Source organism: Malikia spinosa (assembly GCF_002980625.1).
Classification (GTDB): Bacteria; Pseudomonadota; Gammaproteobacteria; order Burkholderiales; family Burkholderiaceae_C; genus Malikia; species Malikia spinosa.
Genome location: NZ_PVLR01000040.1, coordinates 1 through 22065, shown reverse-complemented (window position 1 = coordinate 22065; position 22065 = coordinate 1). Strand labels below are relative to the sequence as shown.

22 protein-coding genes are annotated in these 22065 nt (G+C 70.0%); 12 read left to right on the top strand and 10 right to left on the bottom strand.

Annotated features, from left to right (window positions below):
- Positions 1-26: 26 nt before the first annotated feature.
- The 4 genes from C6P61_RS13425 to C6P61_RS13410 are packed head-to-tail and all read right to left on the bottom strand — an operon-like array spanning position 27 to position 3496.
- On the bottom strand, positions 27-1373 hold the full coding sequence (locus C6P61_RS13425) for an NAD(P)/FAD-dependent oxidoreductase (RefSeq protein WP_105730490.1): 1347 nt from the start codon (positions 1371-1373) through the stop codon (positions 27-29).
- Positions 1373-1666 (bottom strand): c-type cytochrome, encoded by a 294-nt coding sequence (locus tag C6P61_RS13420; RefSeq protein WP_105730434.1) that lies wholly within the window; start codon positions 1664-1666, stop codon positions 1373-1375. Before C6P61_RS13420 ends, C6P61_RS13425 begins: the two co-directional genes overlap by 1 nt.
- Positions 1663-2397, bottom strand: a complete 735-nt coding sequence (locus C6P61_RS13415) for an ABC transporter ATP-binding protein (protein ID WP_105730489.1) — start codon at positions 2395-2397, stop codon at positions 1663-1665. Before C6P61_RS13415 ends, C6P61_RS13420 begins: the two co-directional genes overlap by 4 nt.
- A gap of 13 nt (positions 2398-2410) precedes the next feature.
- The gene (locus tag C6P61_RS13410; RefSeq protein ID WP_105730433.1) at positions 2411-3496 is read right to left on the bottom strand and encodes a tripartite tricarboxylate transporter substrate binding protein; all 1086 of its coding nucleotides are present in this window, start codon (positions 3494-3496) and stop codon (positions 2411-2413) included.
- 209 nt (positions 3497-3705) lie between these two features.
- Here C6P61_RS13410 and C6P61_RS13405 point away from each other — a divergent pair, with 209 nt between their 5' ends.
- From C6P61_RS13405 to C6P61_RS13370, 8 genes are all read left to right on the top strand, one after another.
- Complete coding sequence (locus C6P61_RS13405; RefSeq protein WP_105730432.1) at positions 3706-4818, top strand: PQQ-dependent catabolism-associated beta-propeller protein; 1113 nt, start codon at positions 3706-3708, stop codon at positions 4816-4818.
- Positions 4819-4837: 19 nt separating this feature from the next.
- Complete coding sequence (locus C6P61_RS13400; protein ID WP_244908932.1) at positions 4838-6133, top strand: type 1 periplasmic-binding domain-containing protein; 1296 nt, start codon at positions 4838-4840, stop codon at positions 6131-6133.
- 54 nt (positions 6134-6187) lie between these two features.
- On the top strand, positions 6188-7015 hold the full coding sequence (locus C6P61_RS13395) for an ABC transporter permease (RefSeq protein WP_105730431.1): 828 nt from the start codon (positions 6188-6190) through the stop codon (positions 7013-7015).
- A gap of 110 nt (positions 7016-7125) precedes the next feature.
- A complete protein-coding gene (locus C6P61_RS13390) occupies positions 7126-8025 on the top strand; it encodes a quinoprotein dehydrogenase-associated SoxYZ-like carrier (RefSeq protein ID WP_105730430.1) in 900 nt (299 codons plus the stop codon).
- Positions 8022-9059 carry a quinoprotein relay system zinc metallohydrolase 1 gene (locus C6P61_RS13385; RefSeq protein WP_244908931.1) on the top strand — a complete coding sequence of 346 codons (1038 nt, stop codon included), beginning with the start codon at positions 8022-8024 and terminating at the stop codon, positions 9057-9059. The genes C6P61_RS13390 and C6P61_RS13385 overlap by 4 nt, the downstream gene beginning before the upstream one ends.
- A gap of 176 nt (positions 9060-9235) precedes the next feature.
- Positions 9236-10957 carry a PQQ-dependent methanol/ethanol family dehydrogenase gene (locus C6P61_RS13380; RefSeq protein WP_105730429.1) on the top strand — a complete coding sequence of 574 codons (1722 nt, stop codon included), beginning with the start codon at positions 9236-9238 and terminating at the stop codon, positions 10955-10957.
- Between the two features lie 121 nt (positions 10958-11078).
- Positions 11079-11423 carry a c-type cytochrome gene (locus C6P61_RS13375; protein ID WP_105730428.1) on the top strand — a complete coding sequence of 115 codons (345 nt, stop codon included), beginning with the start codon at positions 11079-11081 and terminating at the stop codon, positions 11421-11423.
- 21 nt (positions 11424-11444) lie between these two features.
- The gene (locus C6P61_RS13370) at positions 11445-12407 is read left to right on the top strand and encodes a tetratricopeptide repeat protein (protein ID WP_146115056.1); all 963 of its coding nucleotides are present in this window, start codon (positions 11445-11447) and stop codon (positions 12405-12407) included.
- 4 nt (positions 12408-12411) lie between these two features.
- On the opposite strand, the gene pqqE is transcribed toward C6P61_RS13370, so the two are convergent.
- The 5 genes from pqqE to pqqA all read right to left on the bottom strand — a co-directional run bounded on the left by pqqE (position 12412) and on the right by pqqA (position 15669).
- Positions 12412-13560, bottom strand: coding sequence for a pyrroloquinoline quinone biosynthesis protein PqqE (gene pqqE, locus C6P61_RS13365; RefSeq protein ID WP_105730426.1), 1149 nt, complete (start codon positions 13558-13560; stop codon positions 12412-12414).
- 7 nt (positions 13561-13567) lie between these two features.
- The gene (gene pqqD, locus C6P61_RS13360; protein WP_105730425.1) at positions 13568-13879 is read right to left on the bottom strand and encodes a pyrroloquinoline quinone biosynthesis peptide chaperone PqqD; all 312 of its coding nucleotides are present in this window, start codon (positions 13877-13879) and stop codon (positions 13568-13570) included.
- A complete protein-coding gene (gene pqqC, locus C6P61_RS13355; RefSeq protein WP_105730424.1) occupies positions 13872-14594 on the bottom strand; it encodes a pyrroloquinoline-quinone synthase PqqC in 723 nt (240 codons plus the stop codon). The genes pqqD and pqqC overlap by 8 nt, the downstream gene beginning before the upstream one ends.
- Complete coding sequence (pqqB, locus tag C6P61_RS13350) at positions 14591-15508, bottom strand: pyrroloquinoline quinone biosynthesis protein PqqB (RefSeq protein WP_105730423.1); 918 nt, start codon at positions 15506-15508, stop codon at positions 14591-14593. Before pqqB ends, pqqC begins: the two co-directional genes overlap by 4 nt.
- Positions 15509-15594: 86 nt before the next feature.
- The gene (gene pqqA / locus C6P61_RS13345; RefSeq protein WP_105730486.1) at positions 15595-15669 is read right to left on the bottom strand and encodes a pyrroloquinoline quinone precursor peptide PqqA; all 75 of its coding nucleotides are present in this window, start codon (positions 15667-15669) and stop codon (positions 15595-15597) included.
- 126 nt (positions 15670-15795) lie between these two features.
- Between pqqA and C6P61_RS13340 the strand changes: the two genes are divergently transcribed.
- Positions 15796-16896, top strand: coding sequence for an alpha/beta fold hydrolase (locus C6P61_RS13340; RefSeq protein WP_105730422.1), 1101 nt, complete (start codon positions 15796-15798; stop codon positions 16894-16896).
- The gene (locus tag C6P61_RS13330; RefSeq protein ID WP_170067391.1) at positions 16893-18086 is read left to right on the top strand and encodes an MBL fold metallo-hydrolase; all 1194 of its coding nucleotides are present in this window, start codon (positions 16893-16895) and stop codon (positions 18084-18086) included. Before C6P61_RS13340 ends, C6P61_RS13330 begins: the two co-directional genes overlap by 4 nt.
- An 11-nt stretch (positions 18087-18097) precedes the next feature.
- Here C6P61_RS13330 and C6P61_RS13325 read toward each other — a convergent pair whose 3' ends face one another.
- The gene (locus tag C6P61_RS13325) at positions 18098-20278 is read right to left on the bottom strand and encodes a sigma-54-dependent Fis family transcriptional regulator (protein ID WP_244908930.1); all 2181 of its coding nucleotides are present in this window, start codon (positions 20276-20278) and stop codon (positions 18098-18100) included.
- Positions 20279-20622: 344 nt separating this feature from the next.
- On the opposite strand from C6P61_RS13325, the gene pedF reads away from it, so the two are divergent.
- Together pedF and C6P61_RS13315 are read left to right on the top strand one after the other, a co-directional pair.
- Entirely contained in the window at positions 20623-21108 is a 486-nt protein-coding gene (gene pedF, locus C6P61_RS13320; RefSeq protein ID WP_105730419.1) for a cytochrome c-550 PedF, read from the top strand.
- Positions 21109-21131: 23 nt separating this feature from the next.
- Positions 21132-22004, top strand: coding sequence for a substrate-binding periplasmic protein (locus C6P61_RS13315; protein WP_105730418.1), 873 nt, complete (start codon positions 21132-21134; stop codon positions 22002-22004).
- Positions 22005-22065 lie beyond the last annotated feature (61 nt).

The window sequence follows — 22065 nt, the reverse complement described above, 5'->3', positions numbered from 1 at the left end:
CGGTGGCATCAGGCCAATCAGGCCAATCAGGCCAGGGTGTCGGCCCAGATCTGGCGGGCCCAGGACCAGGCATGATCGGCTTCGAGCGCGCTGGGCGCCGGCGACAGGCCGCCCGATCCCGGCACGGTCAGCATGGTGCGCCGGCTGGCGTCGTAGCGATGCACGCTGGCGACATGCATCGCCTCTTGCGCGCTGACGAAGCTGTAGCAGGTGTTGTTGTAGAGCGGCAGCGGGTTGACCGGCTGCCCGTCCAGCAACGCCAGCACCGCCGCCGCGCAGGCCTTGCCATGCTGGTTGGCCATGTGGGCGGACTTGGGCATGGCCGGGGCGGCTTGCAGCGCATCGCCCAGCACATGGACCCGCTCGACGGCGCGGGACTCGAAGCTCAGGAAGTCGACCTCGCACCAGCGCCGGTCCGCCGTCGTCGCCAGTCCGCAGCCCAGCGCGATGTCGCCCGCGCGCATCGGTGCAATGACGTTCAGGACATCGGCAGCGACATCCGCGTGGAAGTCGAGCTTGGCCGTGCGCTGCGCCGCATCGACATCGACCACCCGGTGTCCGGGCCGGTATTCGATCAGGCCGGGATAGCGCTCGGCCCAGGCCTGCTTGAACAGCGCCGCCTTGGAGGTCACGTCCTCGTTGGCGTCCAGGATCAGCACCTTGCTGCGCGGCTTGGCCTGGCGCAGGTAGTCAGCCACCAGGCAGGCGCGCTCGTAGGGCCCGGGCGGGCAGCGGTAGGGCAAGGGCGGAATGCTGATGGCGTAGACGCCGCCGTCCGGCATGTCCTGCAGCTGCCGGCGCAGCGCCGTCGTCTGCGCGCCAGCCTTCCAGGCGTGCAGGACCGACTGCTGCGCACCGGGCCGGTTCATGCCGGGCAACTCGCTCCAGATGAAATCGACGCCAGGTGCGACGATCAGCCGGTCATAGGGCAGCTCGGTGCCGCTGACCAGTCGGACCCGGCGCTGCTCCGGGTCGATCCGGGTCGCGCGCTCGCGCAGCCAGGTCACGCCGTGGCGGCGCACCAGCTCGTCGTAGCCCAGGGTCAGCCCGGACAGGTGCTGGGCACCCGCGAGGACCAGATTCGAGAGCGGGCAGGAAACGAAATGGGCGCTCGGTTCGACCAGGATCACCTCGACGCGCTGCTGCGACCACTGGCGCAGGTATTTGGCGGCCGTGGCACCCGCAAAGCCGCCGCCGATCACCACGACCCGGGGTGCGGCGGGCCGGGCGGCCCGGGCGCGAGTGGGCAGCCCGCCGGCAGCAGCGACGGCCAGGCTGGTGGTACTGACGGCACTGGCAGCCAGGCGATTGGCCACCGCTCGGGCGCCGAGGCTGACACCGACGCCAGCCTGCAGGAAGCGGCGGCGCGGCATCATGGCGCTGGCCGGCCCGAGAAATGATCGGCAATGGCGCGCAACTGTTCGTCGTCGTAGCCCCGGCTCAGCTGCTGCATCACGGTGGCGGGCCGGCGCCCGGACTTGAAGTCGAGCAGGGTCGCGTACAGGGCGTCGCGCCCGGACAGCCAGTCGCTGGCGTGACAGCCGGTGCAGCCTGCGGCCCAGTTGCGGCCCAGCAGCGGATCGGGCAACTGCTGATGCAGCTGCGCCAGCGCCGGGCCGCCAGCCGCCAACCCGGCCAGCAGCAGCCAGATGGTGCGTGCGCTCATGCGGCCTGGCCGGTCAGTTGCAGGAAGGCGCTTTCCAGGTCGCCGGCGCCGGTGTGCGCCAGGCAGGCCGGGATGGTGCCGTCGAACAGGACCTGACCGCGGTGCAGCACCAGCACCCGGTCGGCCTGCAGCGCCTCGTCGACCAGGTGCGTGGTCCACAGCGTGGCCACGCCCGATTGACGACAGAGACCGACGACGGCCTGCATCAGCTGGCGCCGCGACGCGGGGTCGAGGCCGACCGTAGCCTCGTCCATCAGCAGCAGGCGCGGGCGATGCAGCATGGCGCGCACCAGCTCGACCTTGCGCCGGTTGCCGCCCGAGAGCGCGCGCGCCGGCTTGTCGCGCTCGGCCTCCAGCCCGACCGCGGCCAGGCCCTGCGCGATGCGCTCATCAGCCAGCCGGCGCGGCAGGCCGTGCAGGTCGGCATGAAAACGCAGGTTGGCGCGCACCGACAGGTCGAGGTCGAGCGCGATCTGCTGGAACACCACGCCCAGGCCGGCCAGCGCCTGCGGTGCGGCGCGGCGCATGTCGTGGCCCAGGATCTCGATGCTGCCGGCGTCGGGCACGAACAGCCCGGTCAGCAACTGCATCAAGGTCGACTTGCCAGCCCCGTTCGGGCCCAGCAGGGCGACCATTTCGCCGGCGCCGATCGACAGCTCGACCCCGCGCAGGGCGGGCCGGTCGCCATAGGATTTCAGCAGGGCATGCGCCTCGAGCACGACGGGGTTCATGGTCATCCTTGGGTTAGCGCGGCGCCGCGGCGAGCAGGTTCAGGCGCTCGAGCAGGCGCCGCTCGCGGACCTGGGTCTCGGCCAGCGCGGCGCGGTAGTCGGCCGGGCCCAGGTAGTCGGGCTCCTGGTCGTAGCGGGCCAGTTCGGCCAGGTGGCGCGGCGTGAACATGGCTTGCCGGAAGGCCTGGTGCAGGATCTCGAGCGTGGCCGCCGGCGTGCCGGTCGGGGCCACGATGCCCCAGGACGAACGGTAGACCGCCTTGTCGATGCCGAGCTCGCGCAGCGTGGGCACCTCGGGCCAGCGCGGGCTGCGCTTGTCGCTGAACAGCCCGAGCAGGCGCAGCTTGCCCTGCTCGACCCAGGGCGCAAAGCCGGTCGAGTTCATGCCGGCCATGATCGAGCCGCCCGCCAGCGCCAGCATCTGGTCGGTCGTGCCCTTGTAGGGCACATGGGTGTAGCGGATGCCGCGGTCCTGCAGCAGCTCCTCCATCGCCAGGTGCGGGGTGGTGCCGACCCCGGTCGAGCCCAGCAACAGCTCGCCGGGATGGGCCCGGGCCCAGTTCAGCAGGTCCTGCACGCTGGTCCAGGCGCTGGCAGCGGGTACCAGCAGGCCGAAGGTAGTGCCCGAGATCTGCAGGATCGGTGTCATATCCTGCAGCGGGTTCCAGGCCACGCGGTGCATCAGCGCATGGCGCAGCACCGTGACCGGGAGCTGGCCAATCGTGTAGCCGTCGGGCGCCGCCGCCTTGAGCAGCGGCGCGACCATGGTGCCGGCCGCACCCGGACGGTTGACGATCACGACCGGCTGGCCGAGCCGGGCCGAGGCTTCCTCGGCCAGCACCCGCATCGACAGGTCGGTGCCGCCGCCCGGTGGCCAGGGCACGATCAGCGTGATGGGGCGGGTCGGCCAGGCCTCGGCGCTGCCGGCGGCGGCGAAGGCCGGCGGCAGCGACAGGGCAGAGGCCGCCCCAGCCAGCGCCAGCAGGCGCGCCAGGACGGCGCGGCGCGCTGGCTGCGCGGCGGCACTGCGGCGGCCCGTGGCAGGGTCCGGGCAGTGGGCCTGGGAGTGAGGGCGTTGGCCTGGGCGGGAATCGGTCATGGATCGGTGGTTTCCTGGGTCTGGAGGCGCTGGCCTGGCTGTGGTGCAAATTGCATGCCGAGCGCGCGCAGGCGTCACTGTTCCAAACTGGCACAGCGCGGGCGGCCAGGCTGGCACAGCCCGCCAGGGCCAGGGCTTGGCACGGCGTTTGCTGCAGCAGGGCAGAAGCCGGATAACCCGGCCAGATGTCCAGCACAAGGAGACAAGACATGCCCCCGATTCATTCCCACCCTGCGGTGCTGTCCCGCCTTGCCTCAGCCAGCGCTGCGCCTGTGCCAGTGCGCAATGGGCCGGCCCCCGATCCCGCCTCCCGGCATGCCTGGCGCGTCAGCACGGGCCGGGCACCCCGCCTGGCCCTGCGCACGCTGGCCGCCAGCGTGCTGGCACTGGCAGGCTGGGTGCCGCTGGGCGCGCAGGCGCAGACGGTCTATGTCTCGAGCGAGAAGGACCACAAGATCCATGTCATGGATGCCGCCGGCAAGCTGCAGTCGAGCATCGGCGTCTGCCAGCGCCCGCGCGACCTCAAGCCGAGCCCGGACCGCACGCGGCTCTATGTCGTCTGCGGCGACAGCAACCAGCTCGGGGTGATCGACCGCGCCAGCGGCAAGCAGATCGACAGCGTCAAGCTCGGCGACAGCCCCGAACTGCTCGACCTGAGCCCGGACGGCAAGACCGCCTATGTCACGATCGAGGACGAGAGCGTGCTGGCCGCCTACGACCTGGCCAGCAAGAAGCCATTGTTCAAGATCAAGACCGGCGGCGAGCCCGAGGGGGTGCTGATCACGCCCGACGGCAAGACCGCCTACGTGACCTCGGAGGATGCCAATGTCGTGCATGTGATCGACCTGGCGGCGCGCAAGGTGGTCAAGGACATCAAGGCCGGCCAGCGCCCGCGCCGCTTCGCGCTGTCGCCGGATGGCAAGGAGCTGTGGGTCAGCAACGAGCTGGGCGCCAGCGTCAGCGTGATCGACACCGGCAGCCAGAGCGTCAAGGCGACGCTGGAGTTCAAGATCGCAGGCCTGCGCGCCAGCGACATCACGCCGGTCGGCGTGACGATGACGCGCGACGGCCAGACGGCCTGGGTCAGCCTGGGCCGTGCCAACCAGGTGGCCGAGGTCGATGTGGCCAGTCGCCAGGTCAGGCGCACCGTACTGGCGGGCAAGCGCGCCTGGGGCCTGGCGCTGAGCCCGGACGAGGCGGTGCTCTATGTCACCAACGGCCTGTCTGACGACATGACCTTGATCGACACCCGCCAGGGCAAGGCGATCCGGACTGTCGCCGCTGGCCGGGTGCCGCATACGCCGCTGGTGCTGGTGCGCTGAAACCTGCCAACGGCACGACATGCAAGCGCGCACTCACACTGCCCTCCACTCGGACCGGCGCGGCTGGCGCCGGACTGCCGCCCTGACGCTGGGCGCGGCGCTCGGTCTGTCAGGCCTGTCGGGCCTGGGACTGCAGCCGCTGCTGGCCCAGACCGGCAAGCCCGCCGCCAAGGCCGCTGCGACTGGCGCGACCGCAGCGACCATCGCCACCGACAAGGTGGCGCTGGTCTCGCTCGACGACGACCCGCGCTATGGTGCGCGACGGCTGGAGCGGGCCTATCCAGGCCATCCGGGCGGGCGCCTGCTCGACGCCGTGCAGCTGGGCATCGATGACGCCGAGGTCGCCCTGCGCGGCATCCGCCATGGGCTGGCGCTGCAAGATGCCAGGGCCGCCAGCCTGGAGGCGCTGCCCGGACTGCTGGCCCAGCTCAAGCAGGACAAGGTCAAGTTCTGGCTGCTGGACCTGCCGCCCGAAGGCGTGCAACTGGCCGTCAACGCCGCCGGCAGCACCGCGCTGCTGTTGAACCTGAGCGCCCCGCACGATGCGCTGCGCGGCGCGCACTGCGCGGCCCAGCTGCTGCACACCCTGCCCAGCCACGCCATGCTGCAGGACGCGCTGGTGCAGTATCTGGCGGCCCGCTCCTGGCAGAACGCCTGGGTGCTGCAGGGGCCAAGCAGCGACGACGCGCTGCTGCTGGCGGCCTGGAACCGCGCCGCCAAGCGCTACGGCATCAAGACCGCCGGCATCAGGACGTTCAAGCTGTCGGGCGACCCGCGCGAGCGCGACCTGGCCAACACCCGGCTGCTGACTGCCGACCGCCAGCACGGGCTGGTGACGGTGCTGGACGCCGATGGCGAGTTCGCGCGCACCCTGCCCTACGCGACCCAGCAGCCCCGGCCGGTGGTCGGCAGCAACGGCCTGATGCCGCTGGCCTGGCACCCGCAGTGGGAGCGCAATGGCGGCCCGCAGGTCTCGCGGCGTTTTCGCAAGCTGGCCGGGCGCCCGATGACGGGACAGGACTGGTCGGCCTGGATCGCGCTGCGCGCGGTGGTCGCGACCCTGGTCGAGCAGCCCCAGGCCAGCGCGGTCGGGCATGCGCGGGCCCTGCGCGGCGGCCGCATCTTCGTCGATGGCGCCAAGGGGCCCAGGCTGTCGTTCCGGGCCTGGGACGGCCAGCTGCGCCAGCCGGTGTTCCTGGCGCATGGCGACGGCGTGGTGGGCCTGGCGCCGCTCGACGGCGTGCTGCATCCGACCGAGGTGCTCGACACGCTCGGCATCGACCAGCGCGAGAGCGCCTGCAAGGCCGCCCCCTGAGCGACCGCCCGATCGCTTCCTGACGACCCCCATCCGCCAACACCAGGCCCGCCCATGACACCCACTCCCCTCCCCGGGCCCTGGCCGCACCGGCTGCGCGCCGCGCGCGCGGTCATGGGCCGCGAGCTCAGCAAGTTCCTGCGCCAGCCGGCCCGCCTGGCCTCGGCGCTGGTGCGGCCGCTGCTCTGGTTCCTGGTCTTCGCGGCCGGCTTCCACAACGTGTTCGGCGTCGCGATCATCCCGCCCTACGAGACCTACATCGAATACAAGGTCTACATGGTGCCGGGCCTGCTGGGCATGATCGCCCTGTTCAACGGCATGCAGAGCTCGCTGTCGATGGTCTACGACCGCGAGATGGGCGTGATGCGGCTGCTGCTGACCGCGCCGCTGGGCCGGGGCTGGCTGCTGGCGTTCAAGCTGCTGGCGGGCACCGCGCTGTCGGTGCTGCAGATGGTGGTGTTCCTGGCCATCGCCTGGGGCTTCGGGGTCGAGTTCGAGCCGCTGCACCTGCTCGGCGCGCTGCCGGTCATGGTGCTGGCGGCCGCGCTGCTCGCGGCGCTGGGGCTGATGCTGTCGGTCTATGTGCGCCAGCTCGAGAACTTCGCCGGCGCAATGAACTTCGTGATCTTCCCGATGTTCTTCATCAGCCCGGCGCTCTATCCGCTCTGGAAGCTCGAGGAGGCCGGCGCTGCCGCGCTGCATCTGCTGGCGCGCTACAACCCGTTCAGCCATGCGGTCGAGGCGATGCGCTTTGCCCTCTACGGCCAGGCCAACGCCACCAGCCTGCTGGTGATCGGTACCGGCACCCTGCTGTGCTTTGCACTGGCCCTGCGCGGCTACGACCCGCAGCGTGGCTGGATCCGGCAGCGCGGCGCGGCCTGAAAAGCAGCCCAACGCCACTTAAACAGCCCGAGCGCCCCCAGCCAGAACAAGGCCGATCCACGGCCACGGTCAGAGACCCCGATTCATTCCAGCGGAACCCGGAGACCTCCATGCCACCCCTGCCAGCCCCTCAGCAACGCCTCGATCCAGCCGATCAGACCGATCCGGCCCGTTTGGCCCCTTCAGCAGTCCAGCCAGCACGCCGGCAATGGCTGCAGCGCAGCGGCCGTGGCCTGGCCGCCGCGGGGCTGGCGGCGCTCGCGCCCGGCCTGCTGCGGGCCGAGCCCGACCACACCGGCGGCGATCCGCTGGGCTCGATGCAGTGGCCGCAGATCCGGCGCAAGTTCACCGGCCAGGAAGCGCTGCAGTTCAACCCCGAGATCCTGGTCCAGGGCCCGCCGTTCGCCGAGGACGCGATGAACGTGCCGCTACTGGTCGATGCGCGCGCCCTGCTGCGCCAGGGCCACGAGATCGACCGCATCGTGCTGGTGGCCGACCGCAACCCGGTGCAGCAGATCGCCAGCTTCATGCCGCAGCAGGCCCGCCCGGTGCTGGCGCTGCGCTTTCGGCTCGAACAAGGCTCGGCCGTGCGCGCGCTGGTGCGCACCCGCGCCGGCACCTGGCAGGTCGGCCAGACCTGGATCAACGCCGCCGGCGGCGGCTGCACCGTGCCCGGCGCGACCCGGGCCGATGGCTCCTGGGCCCGGACGCTGAACCAGGTCCAGGCCCGGCTGTTCAGCAACCTGGGGACCAGCGACGGCGCGCGGCTGCGCGTGCGGATCATGCACCCGATGGATACCGGCCTGGTCGCCGGCGTGCCGGCGTTCCATATCGAGGAGCTCGAACTGCGCGACGCCGCCGACCGGCTCTGGTGGCGGCTCGAACTGCACGAGCCGGTGGCGGAAAACCCGCTGCTGACCTTCGAGCTCGACCAGCGCCCGCCCGGGCAGCTCTGGCTGCAGGGACGCGACAACAACGGCAACCTGATCCGGCACGAGGTGCAGGCATGAGCGCCCGCTGGACGACGACGGCCCCGACCGGCCAGACCAGCCTGCCCGGCATGGCGCTGGCCTTGCTGCTCGGCCTGGGCGCCTGGGCACCCGCCGGAGCGCAGCCGGCCGCGGCGCCAGCGCGGGTCGATGTCGCACGGCTGGACTATGGCCTGCAGCCGCGCCAGATCGCGCCCGGCCACTGGGTGATCGAGGGCGCGGTCGAGGATTTCTCGCGCGCCAACGGCTGCAACATCATCAACACCGGCTGGATCGAGACCCAGCAAGGCCTGCTGGTGATCAACACCGGCCCCTCGCGCCGCTACGGCCAGCAGCAGCGCGCGGCGATCGAACGCCTGAGCCAGCGGCCGGTGCTGCAGGTGCTGAACCTGAACCTGCACCCCGACTACTTCCTGGGCAACCAGGCCTGGCAGGACCGGCCGATCGGCGCGCTGGGCGGCAGCATCGCGGGCATGCGGGCCGAGGGCAAGGCCTACGAGGACAACCTGTTCCGTCTCTGCGGCGACTGGATGCAGGGCACCGAGCACCAGCCGGCCACTGGCGTGATCGAGCCCGGCTTCTGGCCGGCGGGGTCGCGCCGCCTCGAGCTGCTGCGGCTCGACGGCCATACCGCCGACGACCTGGTGCTGATCGACCACGACCAGGGCGTGGTGTTCGCCGGCGGGCTGGTGTTCGCCGACCGGGTGCCGACCACGCCGCACGCCAACCTGGCGCGCTGGCTGGCCAGCCTGGACGCGCTCGAGGCCCGGCTGCGCGGCCTGAAGCTCAAGGCGCTGGTGCCCAGCCACGGGCCGGTGCGGGCCGACCTGTCGGGCCTGGCGCAGACGCGCGACTGGCTGCAATGGCTGGAGCAGCGGCTGCTCGAGAGCGCGCAGCGCGGCCTCGACCTGGGCGAAGTGCTGCGCCTGCCGCTGCCCGAGCGCTTCGCGGCCTGGGCCGCGCAGCCGGCCGAGTACATCCGCTCGGTGACCCAGCTCTACCCGCGCTACGAGGTCGAGGCGCTGGGCAGCGTGACAGCCGGGACGCCGCGCTGATCCAAACTTGAACAGTGTCACAGCGGCGGGCTGTTCAGGACGAAACAAACCCCGGTTCTTTGTGCTGGCATGTGAATTGCGCTGGTAAGCCGGACAGATGCAGGGGGTGCGGCGCAGGCAGCGCACCCGGCATGGGTCGAAGCAAAGCCCCCATCCACGACAGCAGGAGACTGAACATGAAAAGAAAACTTCTGAGCCTATTGGTGCTGGCCGCCGCCACCCAGGCCGGTGCCCAGGTCAACGACGAGATGATCGCCAAGGACGCCGCCACCCCCGACAACGTGTTGAGCTGGGGCCTGGGTACCCAGGGCCAGCGCTATTCGCCGCTGAGCGACATCAACGCCAACAGCATCAAGCGCCTGGCACCGGTCTGGTCGATGTCGTTTGGCGGCGAGAAGCAACGCGGCCAGCAGTCGCAGCCGCTGGTCTACGACGGCGTGATGTATGTCACGGCCTCCTACTCGCGCATCTACGCCTTTGACACCAAGACCGGCAAGAAGCTCTGGAAATACGAGCACCGCCTGCCCGAGGGCATCATGCCCTGCTGCGACGTGATCAACCGCGGCGCCGCACTCTACGGTGACCTGGTGATCTTCGGCACGCTGGACGCGCAGCTGGTCGCGCTCAACCGCAAGACCGGCAAGGTGGCCTGGCGCGAAAAGATCGACGACTACTCGGCCGGCTACAGCTACACCGCTGCACCGCTGATCGCCGAAGGCCTGCTGCTGACCGGCGTCTCGGGCGGCGAGTTCGGCGTCGTGGGCCGGGTCGAGGCACGCGACCCCAAGACCGGCAAGATGGTCTGGACCCGCCCGATGGTCGAAGGCCACATGGGCTACAAGGACGGCAAGGAAAACGGCATCACCGGCAGCACCAACGCCACCTGGCCGGGCGAGACCTGGAAGACCGGCGGCGCCGCGACCTGGCTCGGCGGCAGCTACGACGCCACCACCGGCCTGGCCTACTTCGGCACCGGCAACCCGGGCCCGTGGAACAGCCATGTGCGCAAGGGCGACAACCTGTACTCGGCCTCGACCGTCGCGATCGACGTCAAGACCGGCCAGATCAAGTGGCATTACCAGAGCACGCCCAACGACGGCTGGGACTATGACGGCGTCAACGAGTTCGTGACCTTCGACCTGGACGGCAAGCGCGTCGGCGCCAAGGCCGACCGCAACGGCTTCTTCTATGTCAACGACGCGACCAACGGCAAGCTGCTCAATGCCTTCCCGTTCGTGACCAAGACGACCTGGGCCAGCAGCATCGACCTGCAGACCGGCCGGCCCAACTTCAACCCCGACGGCCGACCCGGTGATCCGACCGAGGCTGCCGCCGGCGAAAGCAAGGGCAAGTCGGTGTTCGCGGCACCGGGCTTCCTGGGCGGCAAGAACCAGATGCCGATGGCCTACAGCCCCAAGACCCAGCTGTTCTACGTGCCGTCCAACGAATGGGGCATGGAGATCTGGAACGAGCCGATCACCTACAAGAAGGGCGCGGCCTACCTGGGCGCCGGCTTCACGATCAAGCCGCTGTACGACGACTACATCGGCGCGTTGCGCGCGGTCAACCCCAAGACCGGCAAGATCGAGTGGGAAGTCAAGAACGAGGCCCCGCTCTGGGGTGGCGTGCTGACGACCGGCGGCGACCTGGTGTTCTGGGGCACGCCCGAGGGCTACCTGAAGGCCGCCGACGCCAAGACCGGCAAGGTGGTCTGGCAGTTCCAGACCGGCTCGGGCATCGTCGCGCCTCCCATCACCTGGAAGCAGGACGGCGAGCAGTACCTGACCGTGGTCTCGGGCTGGGGCGGCGCGGTGCCGCTGTGGGGCGGTGAAGTGGCCAAGAAGGTCAACTTCCTCGAACAGGGCGGTTCGGTCTGGACCTTCAAGCTCATGAAGTGAACGAGTCGGGGCGGGTGCGCCGACCCTGGCGGTCAACGCGCCCCCGCCCCGCGCCATCAACCCACGATATGCGATACGCGCGGCCGCCGCCCTGTGCCGCCGCGCAGCAAGGAGAGACTACATGATTCAATCAGGCACGACCCGCCGGACCCTGGGCCTGGGCGCCGCCATGACGCTGGCTGCCGGCCTGGCGCAGGCCGCCCCTGACGCGGCCAGCTACCCGGCGCTGATGCAGGGCAACGGCTGCACCTCCTGCCACTCGATCAGTGAAAAGATCGTCGGACCGGCCTTCCAGAGCGTGGCGCAGAAATATGCCGGCGACAAGGACGCCGTCGCCTCGCTGATGCAGAGCATCCAGAACGGCTCGCGCGGCAAATGGGGCCGCATTCCGATGCCGCCGCACGCCAACCTGTCGCAGGCCGAACTGAAGGAACTCGCGACCTGGGTCATGACCCAGCGGCCTTGAGGCCCTTGAGGTATTGAAGCCTTGAGCGCCCCGCTGCCGTCCGTCAGGGCCTTGATCCCCGCCTCGATGGGCCGGACCAGGCCCTGCACTGCCCACCAGAGATGCCAGCTGGGATGTCACCTGGGACGCCTGGCGGCCAGCGCACTGGTCGCCCTTGCTTCGCTGCTGCCAGCGACCAGCCAGGCCCAGGACAGCGAGCGCCTGGACTGGTTGCGCCAGCCGGCGCTGGGCAACTACAAGGGCTATGCCGAGTTCAAGATGGGCCGCTACGCGCTGGCGCGCCAGGTCTGGGAAACCCTGGCCGAGGTCGGCGACGGCGAGGCCCTGTTCAACCTGGCCATCATGGCCGAGGACGGACTCGGCATGGCGCGCGATCTGCTCAAGGCCGAAAGCCTGTACCGGGCCAGCGCCCAGGCCGGCAACCGCAAGGCCCGGTACCGCCTGGGCCTGCTCTACAGCGACGGCAGCCGCTTTCCCGCCGATCTCGAACAGGCGCGCCACTACCTGGGCCTGGCCGCCGGACAGGGCGACCAGCAGGCGGCCGAACGGCTGGCCACGCTCGGACAGCCGACCAGTGCGCTGACGCCATTCCAGCAAGCCGAAGCACTGGCCAGTGCCGGCCAGCACGAGCCAGCCGCCCGGCTCTACCAGCAGCTGGCCGAGCAGGGGCTGGCCGCGGCACAGACCCGGCTGGCCTGGATGCACGAGGCCGGGCGCGGCCTGCCGCGTGACCTGGAGCAGGCGGCGCGACGTTTCGAGCTCGCGGCCCAGGCCGGCGACGCCGAGGCGCAATATGCGCTGGCGGTGATGTACCGCACCGGACGCGGTCGGGCGCGTGATTTGACCGCCAGCATGGAGTGGCTGCGCCAGGCCGCCGCACAGGGCTACCCGGCGGCGGTCGCGGCGCTGGGCTCGTTCGAGGCCGCGCAAGCCGCAGCGCCGGCTGCCGGGGCGGATGCCGCGCCAGCAGCGCTGGCGCCCTAACGCCCTAACGCGGTCGGCGCACAGGCGGATTGCTGCGAAACACCAGCGGCTGCGGTGCTGCCGGCGGTGCTGACTGGCCCTGGCGCACGATGCGCAGCACCTGCTCGTGCTGCGGCGACTTGGCGCAGACCGGATCGGCCGCGCGGGCGTCGCCCGCCAGCAGGTAAGCCTGGCAGCGACAGCCGCCGAAGTCCTTTTCCTTCTCGTCGCAGCTGCTGCAGGGCTCCTTCATCCAGCCATAGCCGCGAAACGCGTTGAAGGCCTGGCTGTCGCGCCAGATGCTGGCCAGCGGCTGCTCGCGCACATTAGGCAGCTGCAGGCCCGGCAGCTCGCCGGCGTTGTGACAGGGCATGGCGGTGCCGTCAGGCGCGATCGACAGGAACACCTTGCCCCAGCCGTTCATGCAGGCCTTGGGCCGGTCCTCGAAATAGTCGGGCACCACGTAGAGCAGGCGACAGCGCTGGCCGATCTGCTCGCGGTAGCGCTGCACCACCGCCTCGGCCGCCTCGAGCTCGGCGCGCGTCGGCAGCAGCTGGGCCCGGTTCTGCAGCGCCCAGCCGTAGTACTGGGTGTTGGCCAGCTCCAGGTATTCGGCGCCCAGCGCCAGCGCCATCTCGATGATCTTGTCGACATGGGGCAGGTTGTGCTTGTGCAGCACGCAGTTCATGACCATCGGCCAGTCATGCGCCTTGATCAGGGCGGCGGCGCGCTGCTTGAGCTCGAAGGTGCGGGTGTGGCTCAGGAAATCGTTGAGCTCGCGCGTCGAGTCCTGGAACGAGAGCTGGACATGATCGAGCCCGGCGTCCTTGAGCGCGCGCGCGCGCTGCTCGGTGAGCCCGATGCCGGAGGTCAGCAAGTTGGTGTAGTAGCCCAGCCGGTGCGCCTCGGCCACCAGCTCCTCGAGGTCGTCGCGCAGCAGCGGCTCGCCGCCCGAGAAACCCAGCTGCGCCGCGCCAAGCGCGCGGGCCTGGGTCAGCACGTCGATCCATTCGCGCGTGGTCAGCTCGCGCTGGTAGCGTGTGTAATCGGTCGGGTTGTAGCAGAAGACGCAATGCAGCGGGCACTGGTAGGTCAGCTCGGCCAGCAGCCACAGGGGTGGCCCGGGCGGGGCCGGCTGCACGGGTTGCGGGGAGGACGGCGCGACAGCGGCCACAGCTTCCTCAATCGATCCAGCCACGGCGCACCCCTTCCTGCAGCAAGGCCTCGACCTGCGGCCCGATGCCCTCGACCTGGAACAGCGCCTGCAGCTCCTCGACGATGGCGTCGATCGAGCGCTGGCCGTCGCAGCGACGCAGGATCTCGGCCGCGCTCGGGTTCAGCTGCACCATGCCCTCGGGATAGAGCAGCACCCAGGCGTTCTGCACGCTCTCGAACTGGAGCCGGAACAGGCGCGCAAGCCTGGGGCGGGCCGGCAGCGTCTCGGACGCTGGCGGGCTGGCGACAGGAGCGCAGGAAACGGTGACATCAGTCATGGCGGCAGGCCTTTTCGATCGCGTCCAGCATGCTCCAGAGGATGTCGAGCTTGAACTGCAGGATCTCGAGCGCGCGCTGCTGCGTGGCCCGGGTCGTGAAATGCCCGAGCGTGACCTGCAGGCCATGCTCGACATCGCGCGTGGCCAGCGGAATGCGGCTGCGGAAATACTGCAGGCCATCGGCCTCGATCCAGGGATAGTGGCCGGGCCAGCTAGCCAGCCGATCCTTGTGGATCTGCGGCGCGAACATCTCGGTCAGCGACGAGCAGACCGCCTCCTGCCAGGGTGCGCGGGCAGCGAAATTGACATAGGCGTCGCAGGCAAAGCGCACGCCCGGCACCACCCGCTCCAGCGACCAGAGCTCGTCGCGCGACAGGCCGACGGCCTCGCCAAGCCGGGTCCAGGCCTCGATGCCGCCGGCCTGCGAGCCTTCGTAGTCACCGCTGCCGTCATGGTCCAGGATGCGGTCGACCCAGAGCCGGCGATGCGCACGGTCGGGCATGTTGGCCAGGATGGCCGCGTCCTTGCGCGGAATGCAGACCTGGTAGTAGAAGCGATTCGCGACCCAGCAGCGGATCTCGTCGGGCGAGCAGTAGCCGCCGTTCAGGCGCTGGTTGAAGGGGTGGTGGATATGGTAGCCGGCGCCCTTGGCGCGCAGCTGGCGCTCGAATTCGACCGGGTCCCAGGGGGCATCCGAGTGAACGGGCAAGGTCATAGTGCGATCTCCAGGCCGTCATGGGCCACCTGAATGCCATGCGCGCCGAGTTCGGCCCGCTCGGCCGAGTCCTCGCGCAGGATCGGATTGGTGTTGTTGATGTGGATCAGCCACTTGGCCGTGGACGCGGGCAGCGCGTCGAGCTGCTCGATCATGCCGCCGGGCCCGCTTTGCGGCAGATGCCCCATCGCGGCGGCCGGCTTGCTTGAGAGCCCGAGCCGGATCATCTCGTCCTCGGTCCAGAAGGTGCCGTCGACCAGCACCACATCGGCCTGGGCCATCACGGCGCGGGTCGCGTCATCGATCTGGCCCAGCCCGGGGGCGTAGAACAGCGACTTGCCGCTGGCCAGGTTGCGCACCAGCAAGCCGATGTTGTCGCCGGGACGCGGTCGGCCGCGGAAGGGCGAATAAGGCGGCGGCTGGCTGGTCAGCGGCACCGGGATCAGCTCCAGGCCGGGCAGGAAGGGCATTGCCAGCGGCTGGCCGTCGAGCTGGATCGGTCGCAGGTCGAGCCCGCAGTAATGTCCGAGCAGCCGCGTCAGCGGAAAGCCGCTGCCGATATCGTCGAGCACCTCGGGCGTGGCATAGAGCGGCAGCGGCGAATTGCGCTCGCGCAGCATCAGCAGCCCGGTGCAATGGTCGATCTGGGCGTCGATCAGCAGCACGGCAGCGACGCCGCTGTCGCGGATCTGGCGCGCGGGCTGCAGCTCGGGCGTCTCGCGCAGCTGCTGCAAGACCTCGGGCGAGGCGTTGATCAGCAGCCAGTCCACGCCGTTGGCCGTCAGCGCAACCGATGACTGGGTCCTGGGCCGGGCCAAGATGCTGCCACGGCGCAGGCCGTCGCAGTTCGGGCAGTTGCAGTTCCATTGCGGAAAACCACCGCCGGCGGACGAACCGAGCACTCTCAGACGCATGGTGGGAAAAATTCGTAACGGGATCGGGAAGGGCGGGCACATCCGGCACGCGGCCGCATGCGCCCGGGGATCAAGGCATCAGTGGCTCAGCGGTTCGCGATGTACATCGTGATCTCGAAGCCGAAACGCAGATCGGTGAAGCTGGGGGGGGTCCATTGCATGGTGTGTCTCCGGTTGAAGGGTTGATACAGGCTGGCATGAATCTGGCACCGAAACCGCAGCGGGTCTGCTGCTCCGGCCAACTGTGACAGCCTGACCCTAATCCACGCAACAACGGTGCCAACCCCATGCGATCAGCGATCAGTGTTTACCCTGTAGGCCAGGCGCGCCCACGCCCGCGCCAGCTGGCCCTGCCCGGCGGACAAACGCTGGCCTACCAGCGGCTCGGCCCCGAACAGGCCCCGGCCTGGCTGGCGCTGCATGGCGGCCCAGGCAGTGGCGCGCAGCCCGGCCTGTGGCAGGCCTTCGACCTGCAGCGCCAGCAGGTGATCGCGCCGGACCAGCGAGGCAGCGGGCGCAGCCGGCCCGGTGGCAGCCTGCGCGGCCAGGCCCTGTCGGCGCTGGTCCAGGACCTGGAGCGGCTGCGCGAGTCGCTGGGCCTGCGCAGCTGGTCGGTCATGGGCGGCTCCTGGGGCGCGACGCTGGCGCTGATCTATGCCGCCCGGCACCCGCAGGCGGTCGATGCGCTGGTGCTGCGCGGCAGCTTTCGCGGCACGCGGCGCGAGGTGGTGCGGCTGTTGCGCCGCTTCTGGCCCAAAGCCCCGGCAAGGAGGGCAGGTTCGGCACAGTCGACACGCACCAGCGGCGCCACTGGCCCGCTCGATCCGCGCCAGATCCGCCCTGCCCAGGCCGGCGCGCTGTTGCAGCGGCTGTCACAACTGTTCCGCGATGGAACACTCAGCCGCGCCGGCCAGCGGGCAGCGCGGGACTGGCAGACGATGGAACAGGCCGCCGCCCTGCATGGCGCACGGCGGGCCTGGCGTCAGGCCAGCGAGTCGGACCAGCGCCGCCAGCTCAAGTCGGCCTGGCAGGCGCTGCGCCCGGGCCAGCTGCGGCGCCGGCTGGAGCGACCGGACTGGGCGCCGCCACTGCAGGCGCGGGCGCTGTGGCAGAAATACCGCATCCAGTCGCATCATCTGGCGCACCGCTGCGGCCTAGCGCCGGGGCAGTGGCAGCAGGCCCTGCAGTCGGTGGCCGACAGCGGCATCGCGGTCAGCTGGGTCCACGGCCGCTTCGATGCGGTCTGCCCGCCGGACAACAGCCTGGCCTCGCACCGGATGCTCTCAGCCCGGACCGGCTCACGCTCCCGGCTCTGGCTGACCCAGGCCGGGCATCTGGGCACCGAACCGTTCAATCGCCTCGCCTTGCGCAAAGCGATCAGGCCGTGACTGACAGATTGGCAGTAACCAGGACGCGGCCGGGCCGGCTCTGGCCGGCCGCGCTGTTGCTGCTCGCGCTGCTGCGCCCGCACTGGGTCGAAGCGCGCGACAGCGCCGTTCCAGCCGCCAGCCATGCGCCGGCCATGGTCGCGCCCAAAACCGTGGCAGGGGCAGCGACCGAAACGGCTGCTACTGCTACTGCTACTGCTACTGCTACTGCTACTGCTACTGCTACGGCTGCTACAGCTACGGCCGAGGCCACTCCGCCCTGCCCCGCTGCCTCAGCGGTGCGCTGGCAGGCCATCGTGCCAGGGGTCTGGATCTGGCCTGGCGCGGCGCAGGAGATCGGCCCCGGCAACCGGGGCCAGGTCGCCAGCCAGATCCTGTTGCGCGACGGGCACCGTGCGATCCTGATCGACCCGGGCCCGAGCCTGGCGCATGGCCGGCTGGTGCGCGAGTCGGCGCGCTGCGCGCTCGGACTGACGATCACGCGGGTGCTCGACAGCCATGCCCATGCCGAAAACGTGCTGGGCAACACGGCCTTTGCCGGCGCCCAGATAGAAGCCAGCGCGGCCACCGTGGCGGGCATGCAGGCACGCTGCCCGCAATGCCTGGCGTCGATCACGCACAGCGCGGGCGCAGCAGCGCTGGAGGGCACGACGGTGCGGCTGCCCGAGGCCAGCCTGCGGCCCGGGCAACAATTGGAGAGCGACAGCGGCCGCTGGCAGATCATGGAATTCAGCGCGGCGCACAGCGACAGCGACCTGGTGCTGTGGAACGAGGACCAGCGCCTGCTGATCGCGCCCAGCCTGGTCTATCAGGGCCGGATACCTGAGCTGGCCCAGGGCAGCCTGCTGGGCTGGCTGGCCGCGCTGCGCCAGCTGCACCGGCTGCGGCCGGCCTGGGTGCTGGGCCAGCAGGCCAGCCGACATGCCGGCCTAGCAGGAACACCGGCCAACAGCAGCGGGCTGGCGGCCAGCCACGGCTACCTCTGCGCGCTGGCGCAGGGCGTGATCGCGGCGCTGGAACTGGGTGGCTCGGCCAACGAGGCAAGCGAGGCACCCGAGCTGGCGCTGCCCGGCTACGCCAGCTGGGCCGGCCATGCCGAGCGGCATGGCTTCAACGTCCAGCGCGCCTGGCGCGAGCTCGAACCGCACTGGATGAACGGGGGCGAGCTCGATTGCGCGCCGCTGGAGTGAAGACCATGCACTCAGACCCAGCAATCGGGCGGCAGCAGGTCCTTCTTGCGGTAGAGGGTGTTGCGCGACACGCCCAGCAGCTTGGCGGCAGCCGACACATTGCCGCCGCAGCGGCGCAGCGCGTCGGCCATTGCCTGCAGCGCCACATCCTGCATGCGCTGGTTGGCCGCCAGCGACTGCAGCTGTGGCGGCGCGACGCTGGGCTGGCCCTGGGGCGCACCTGCCGCGGGCGTAGCGGACGGATCGGCCTGCTGCGAGAACGGCTCGCGGTCTGCCGATCCCATCGACCGGCCCGGCAACGGCGCCGACAACCCCTCGTGCGCCGCTGGTGCTGGCGCCAGTGCAGCCGGCTGAGGCGAGGCGGCCACCGCGGCCATCTCGTCGAGGAAATCGTCAGGCAGATGGTCCTGGCCGATCGGCCCGTGGCGCCCGGCCAGTGCCACCGCCGTACGCAGCACATTGTGCAGCTGGCGGAAATTGCCCGGCCAGTGGTAGCGCCGAAACAGCGCCAGCACCGCGTCCGAGATCGCCGGCACCGGGCCGTCGCACAGGCTGCTGAGCACCTTGCCGACCACGGTGTCGAAATCGGTCCGGTCGCGCAGGGCCGGCAACCTGACCACAATGCCGTTGAGCCGGTAGTACAGGTCCTCGCGGAAGCTGCCGGCCGCGATCAGGTTCTTCAGGTTGCGGTGGGTCGCGCAGACGATGGTCACGTCGACCTCGTACTCCTTGCTCGAACCGAGCGGATTGACGCGGCGCTCCTGCAGCACGCGCAACAGGCGGGCCTGGAGCTGGGTCGGCATGTCGCCGATCTCGTCGAGGAACAGCGTGCCGCCATTGGCCTGCAGGATGCGCCCGGTCGAGCCCTTGCGGCGCGCGCCGGTGAAGGCGCCCTCCTCGTAGCCGAACAGCTCGGACTCGATCAGCGTCTCGGGAATCGAGGCGCAGTTGACCGAGACGAAGGGCTTGGCGGCGCGGCGCGAATCGTTGTGGATGGCCTGGGCCAGGATGTCCTTGCCGGTGCCGGTCTCGCCCAGGATCATGATCGGGATGTCGCGGTCGAGCACCATCTGCAGCTTGCGCACCACCGCCGCCACCTGGGCGTCGCCGGTGTCGAGGAAATGCAGGCTCGACAGCCCCTGCTTGGCCGAGGCCTTGAGCGGCGCCGGCGCCGCGGCGACAGCAGCGGGCGCTGCGCGGGACCTGAGACCCGCAGCGCCGCCCTCGGGCTCGTCGGCGCCTGCGTCATGCTGGCCCAGGCCATACCAGCCCTTGGACGACTTGTACGGGGTCTGGCACCAGACCGAGACGCCGCTGTTGAGACGCAGCAGCAGCGGCTTGCCGACTGCGCTGCGCAGGCGGTCCATGAACTGCGACATGGACTGGCCGAACAGGGTCGAGAAGGTATGGGCCTGCAGGCAGTTGAAGCTCAGCCCGAGCTGGAACTGCGCGCTGCGGTTGGCCGACAGGAAGCGACCGTCCGGACTGAAGACGGCAATGCCCTCGACCAGCGTGCCGAGGAATTCGGGCCGCGAGTGGAACTGGATCCGCACCGCGTCGGCAAACAGGTTGGCAAACATCTGGTTTTCCACCATCTGCGCCGACATCCGCACCAGCGCCAGGGTGTGGCTGTGGTAGCCGCGCTCATCGCCGGTCACGTCGAGCGCGCCGACCACCTTGCCATGCGGATCGAAGATCGGCGTGCAGGAGCAGGTCAGCGACTGGTTGGCGTAGAGGTAATGGTCGCGGCCGTGCACCACCACCGGTTGCTCCTCGGTCAGCGCGGTGCCGATCGCGTTGGTGCCCATGCTGCGCTCGGACCACTCGACCCCGGGCCGCAAGGCCACCTCGGACGCCTTGGCCAGGAAGTCGCTGTCGCCGAGCGAATGCAGGATCATGCCGTTCTTGGCCGTCAGCAGCACCATGCTGTGGGTATTGGCGATCTGCTCGTAGAGCGTCTCCATCACCGGCGCCGCATGCTGGTAGAGAAAGCGGTTGACCTCGAGCGCCTCGTGCAGCGTGGCCTGGGGCACGGCCGAGAAATCGGGCCGGTCGCGCGACGACAGACCGAACTGCAGCGAGCGCTCATGGGACTGGCGGATCAGGGTGTCACGCTGGGCGATTTCGGTCGAGTAAGGCCAGCCGTTCGTGAGCCCCCCGGCGGACAGTTCGGGCCTGAGCGTTTCCATCATCTTTGTCTCCTGTGGCAGCTGGCGCCGTCAACCGGTTGCCACTGACCACCTTGTTATAGGCTGCGGCAAGGTGGGATTGTGTCGCACCGCCGCAGGATTTCTGTCACTTTATTGGAACAGATTTTCCACTATTCACCGGGCGCTCACAAGGCGCGCAGTGCACCTGGCATTCAGGGAAATCCCTAGCCTGGCCGGCATGCGACGTGACAAAACACCACAGTCGAGCTCCGTTTTGCAACAGTTGGCCGGGGCTTGGCATCGGCGGCGGCGCGTCAGCCGGCGCGCTCGGGGTGGCACGCATATTGCCCATGTCGCTGCGATTCAACCCTAACGGAGACAAGCAAATGATCGGCTCGGACTTTTTCTCGCGACTGACACAGGCGGCACTGGGCGCGGCCCTGACCGTGGCCGCCGCCGCCGCGCTGGCCCATGGCGATGTGGTGCCGCAATCGGTGGACACCAGCACCCTGCCCCAGCTGGGCGCCAAGTGGCTCGATGCCAACCCCTACAGCGCCGGCCCGGCACGCCAGGAAGCGCTGCGCATCGGCACTTCGGCCTACAACCAGAACTGCGCGCGCTGCCACGGGCTCGAAGCCATCTCGGGCGGCATCGCACCCGATCTGCGCAAGTTCGACGCCGACTGCAGCGACCTGGCCGACGCCGACAAGAAGAACGCCTGCTACCGCGAGATGGACGACTTCTTCCTCGCCACCGTACGCAAGGGCCGGGCACGCGACGGCCGGGTCTACATGCCGCCGTTCGAGGGCACGCTGTCGCAAGAAGCGATCTGGACCGTGCGGACCTACCTGGAAACCCGGCGCGAGAACTGAACGACATGAACAGGAACACCACAATGTCTGACCTCACCTCCCACTCCAGGCGGCGGCTGCTGCAGGCCGGTGCGCTCGCGCTGGCCCTGCCGGCCATGGCGCTGCACGCCCAGGAACTCGAGGACCTCGACAAGGTGCGCGCCGCCGGCACGCTCAAGGTCGCGCTCTACAAGGACAACGGCCCCTATTCCGACGGCAAGGGCGAGGCCATCAGCGGCGTGGACGTGGCGCTGGCGCGCGGGCTGGCGCGCGAGATGGGGCTGGGACTGCAGCTGCTGGCGTTCGATGCCGGCGAGAACATGAACGACGACCTGCGCAACATGGTCTGGCGCGGCCATTACCTGGGTTACGGCCCGGCCGATGTCATGCTGCATGTGCCGGCCGACAAGTTCCTGATGCGCCAGAACCCCCAGGTGCTGCTGTTCGGGCCCTATGCGCGCGAGACGCTGGTGGTGTTCCACGACCGCCAGCGCCTGCCCGAGGTGCGCACCGGCGACGATCTGGCCAGCCTGGCGCTCGGCGCGGAACGGGGCAGCGGAGCCGCCAGCACGCTGATGGGCTACCGCAGCGGCCGCCTGCGCGATCAGGTCCGGATCTTCAACAGCGGCGTGCAGGCGGCCGACGCCGTGCTGCAAGGCGAGGTCGCTGCGGCCTATGTCACGCGCGCCCAGGCCGAGACCGCGCTGTTCCGACGCCAGGCCGATGCGGCCCGCTTCGGCCTGAGTCAGCTCGGACTGCCGGGACTCAGCGACAACGGCTGGCCGCTGGGCATGGCCGTCAAGTCCAGCCACCGCGCGCTGGCAACCGAACTCGAGGCCGCACTGCAGCGCCTGCGCGACAAGGGCGAGCTGCTGGCGATGTTCCGCTCGCAGGGACTCACGCTGATGGCGCCCTGAGGCCGGCAACCGCCGTTGGCCCCCATAACGACAAGACAGGAGACAGCATGCTGATAGGAGT

Coding starts and splice junctions, on each gene's coding strand:
- C6P61_RS13340 (WP_105730422.1), top strand. CDS start 15,796: ATGCGATCAGCGATCAGTGTTTACCCTGTAGGCCAGGCGCGCCCACGC.
- pqqC (WP_105730424.1), bottom strand. CDS start 14,594: ATGACCTTGCCCGTTCACTCGGATGCCCCCTGGGACCCGGTCGAATTC.
- C6P61_RS13385 (WP_244908931.1), top strand. CDS start 8,022: ATGAGCGCCCGCTGGACGACGACGGCCCCGACCGGCCAGACCAGCCTG.
- pedF (WP_105730419.1), top strand. CDS start 20,623: ATGATCGGCTCGGACTTTTTCTCGCGACTGACACAGGCGGCACTGGGC.
- C6P61_RS13405 (WP_105730432.1), top strand. CDS start 3,706: ATGCCCCCGATTCATTCCCACCCTGCGGTGCTGTCCCGCCTTGCCTCA.
- C6P61_RS13420 (WP_105730434.1), bottom strand. CDS start 1,666: ATGAGCGCACGCACCATCTGGCTGCTGCTGGCCGGGTTGGCGGCTGGC.
- C6P61_RS13325 (WP_244908930.1), bottom strand. CDS start 20,278: ATGATGGAAACGCTCAGGCCCGAACTGTCCGCCGGGGGGCTCACGAAC.
- C6P61_RS13410 (WP_105730433.1), bottom strand. CDS start 3,496: ATGACCGATTCCCGCCCAGGCCAACGCCCTCACTCCCAGGCCCACTGC.
- C6P61_RS13425 (WP_105730490.1), bottom strand. CDS start 1,373: ATGCCGCGCCGCCGCTTCCTGCAGGCTGGCGTCGGTGTCAGCCTCGGC.
- C6P61_RS13400 (WP_244908932.1), top strand. CDS start 4,838: ATGCAAGCGCGCACTCACACTGCCCTCCACTCGGACCGGCGCGGCTGG.
- C6P61_RS13395 (WP_105730431.1), top strand. CDS start 6,188: ATGACACCCACTCCCCTCCCCGGGCCCTGGCCGCACCGGCTGCGCGCC.
- pqqD (WP_105730425.1), bottom strand. CDS start 13,879: ATGACTGATGTCACCGTTTCCTGCGCTCCTGTCGCCAGCCCGCCAGCG.
- C6P61_RS13380 (WP_105730429.1), top strand. CDS start 9,236: ATGAAAAGAAAACTTCTGAGCCTATTGGTGCTGGCCGCCGCCACCCAG.
- C6P61_RS13315 (WP_105730418.1), top strand. CDS start 21,132: ATGTCTGACCTCACCTCCCACTCCAGGCGGCGGCTGCTGCAGGCCGGT.
- C6P61_RS13415 (WP_105730489.1), bottom strand. CDS start 2,397: ATGAACCCCGTCGTGCTCGAGGCGCATGCCCTGCTGAAATCCTATGGC.
- C6P61_RS13375 (WP_105730428.1), top strand. CDS start 11,079: ATGATTCAATCAGGCACGACCCGCCGGACCCTGGGCCTGGGCGCCGCC.
- pqqB (WP_105730423.1), bottom strand. CDS start 15,508: ATGCGTCTGAGAGTGCTCGGTTCGTCCGCCGGCGGTGGTTTTCCGCAA.
- C6P61_RS13390 (WP_105730430.1), top strand. CDS start 7,126: ATGCCACCCCTGCCAGCCCCTCAGCAACGCCTCGATCCAGCCGATCAG.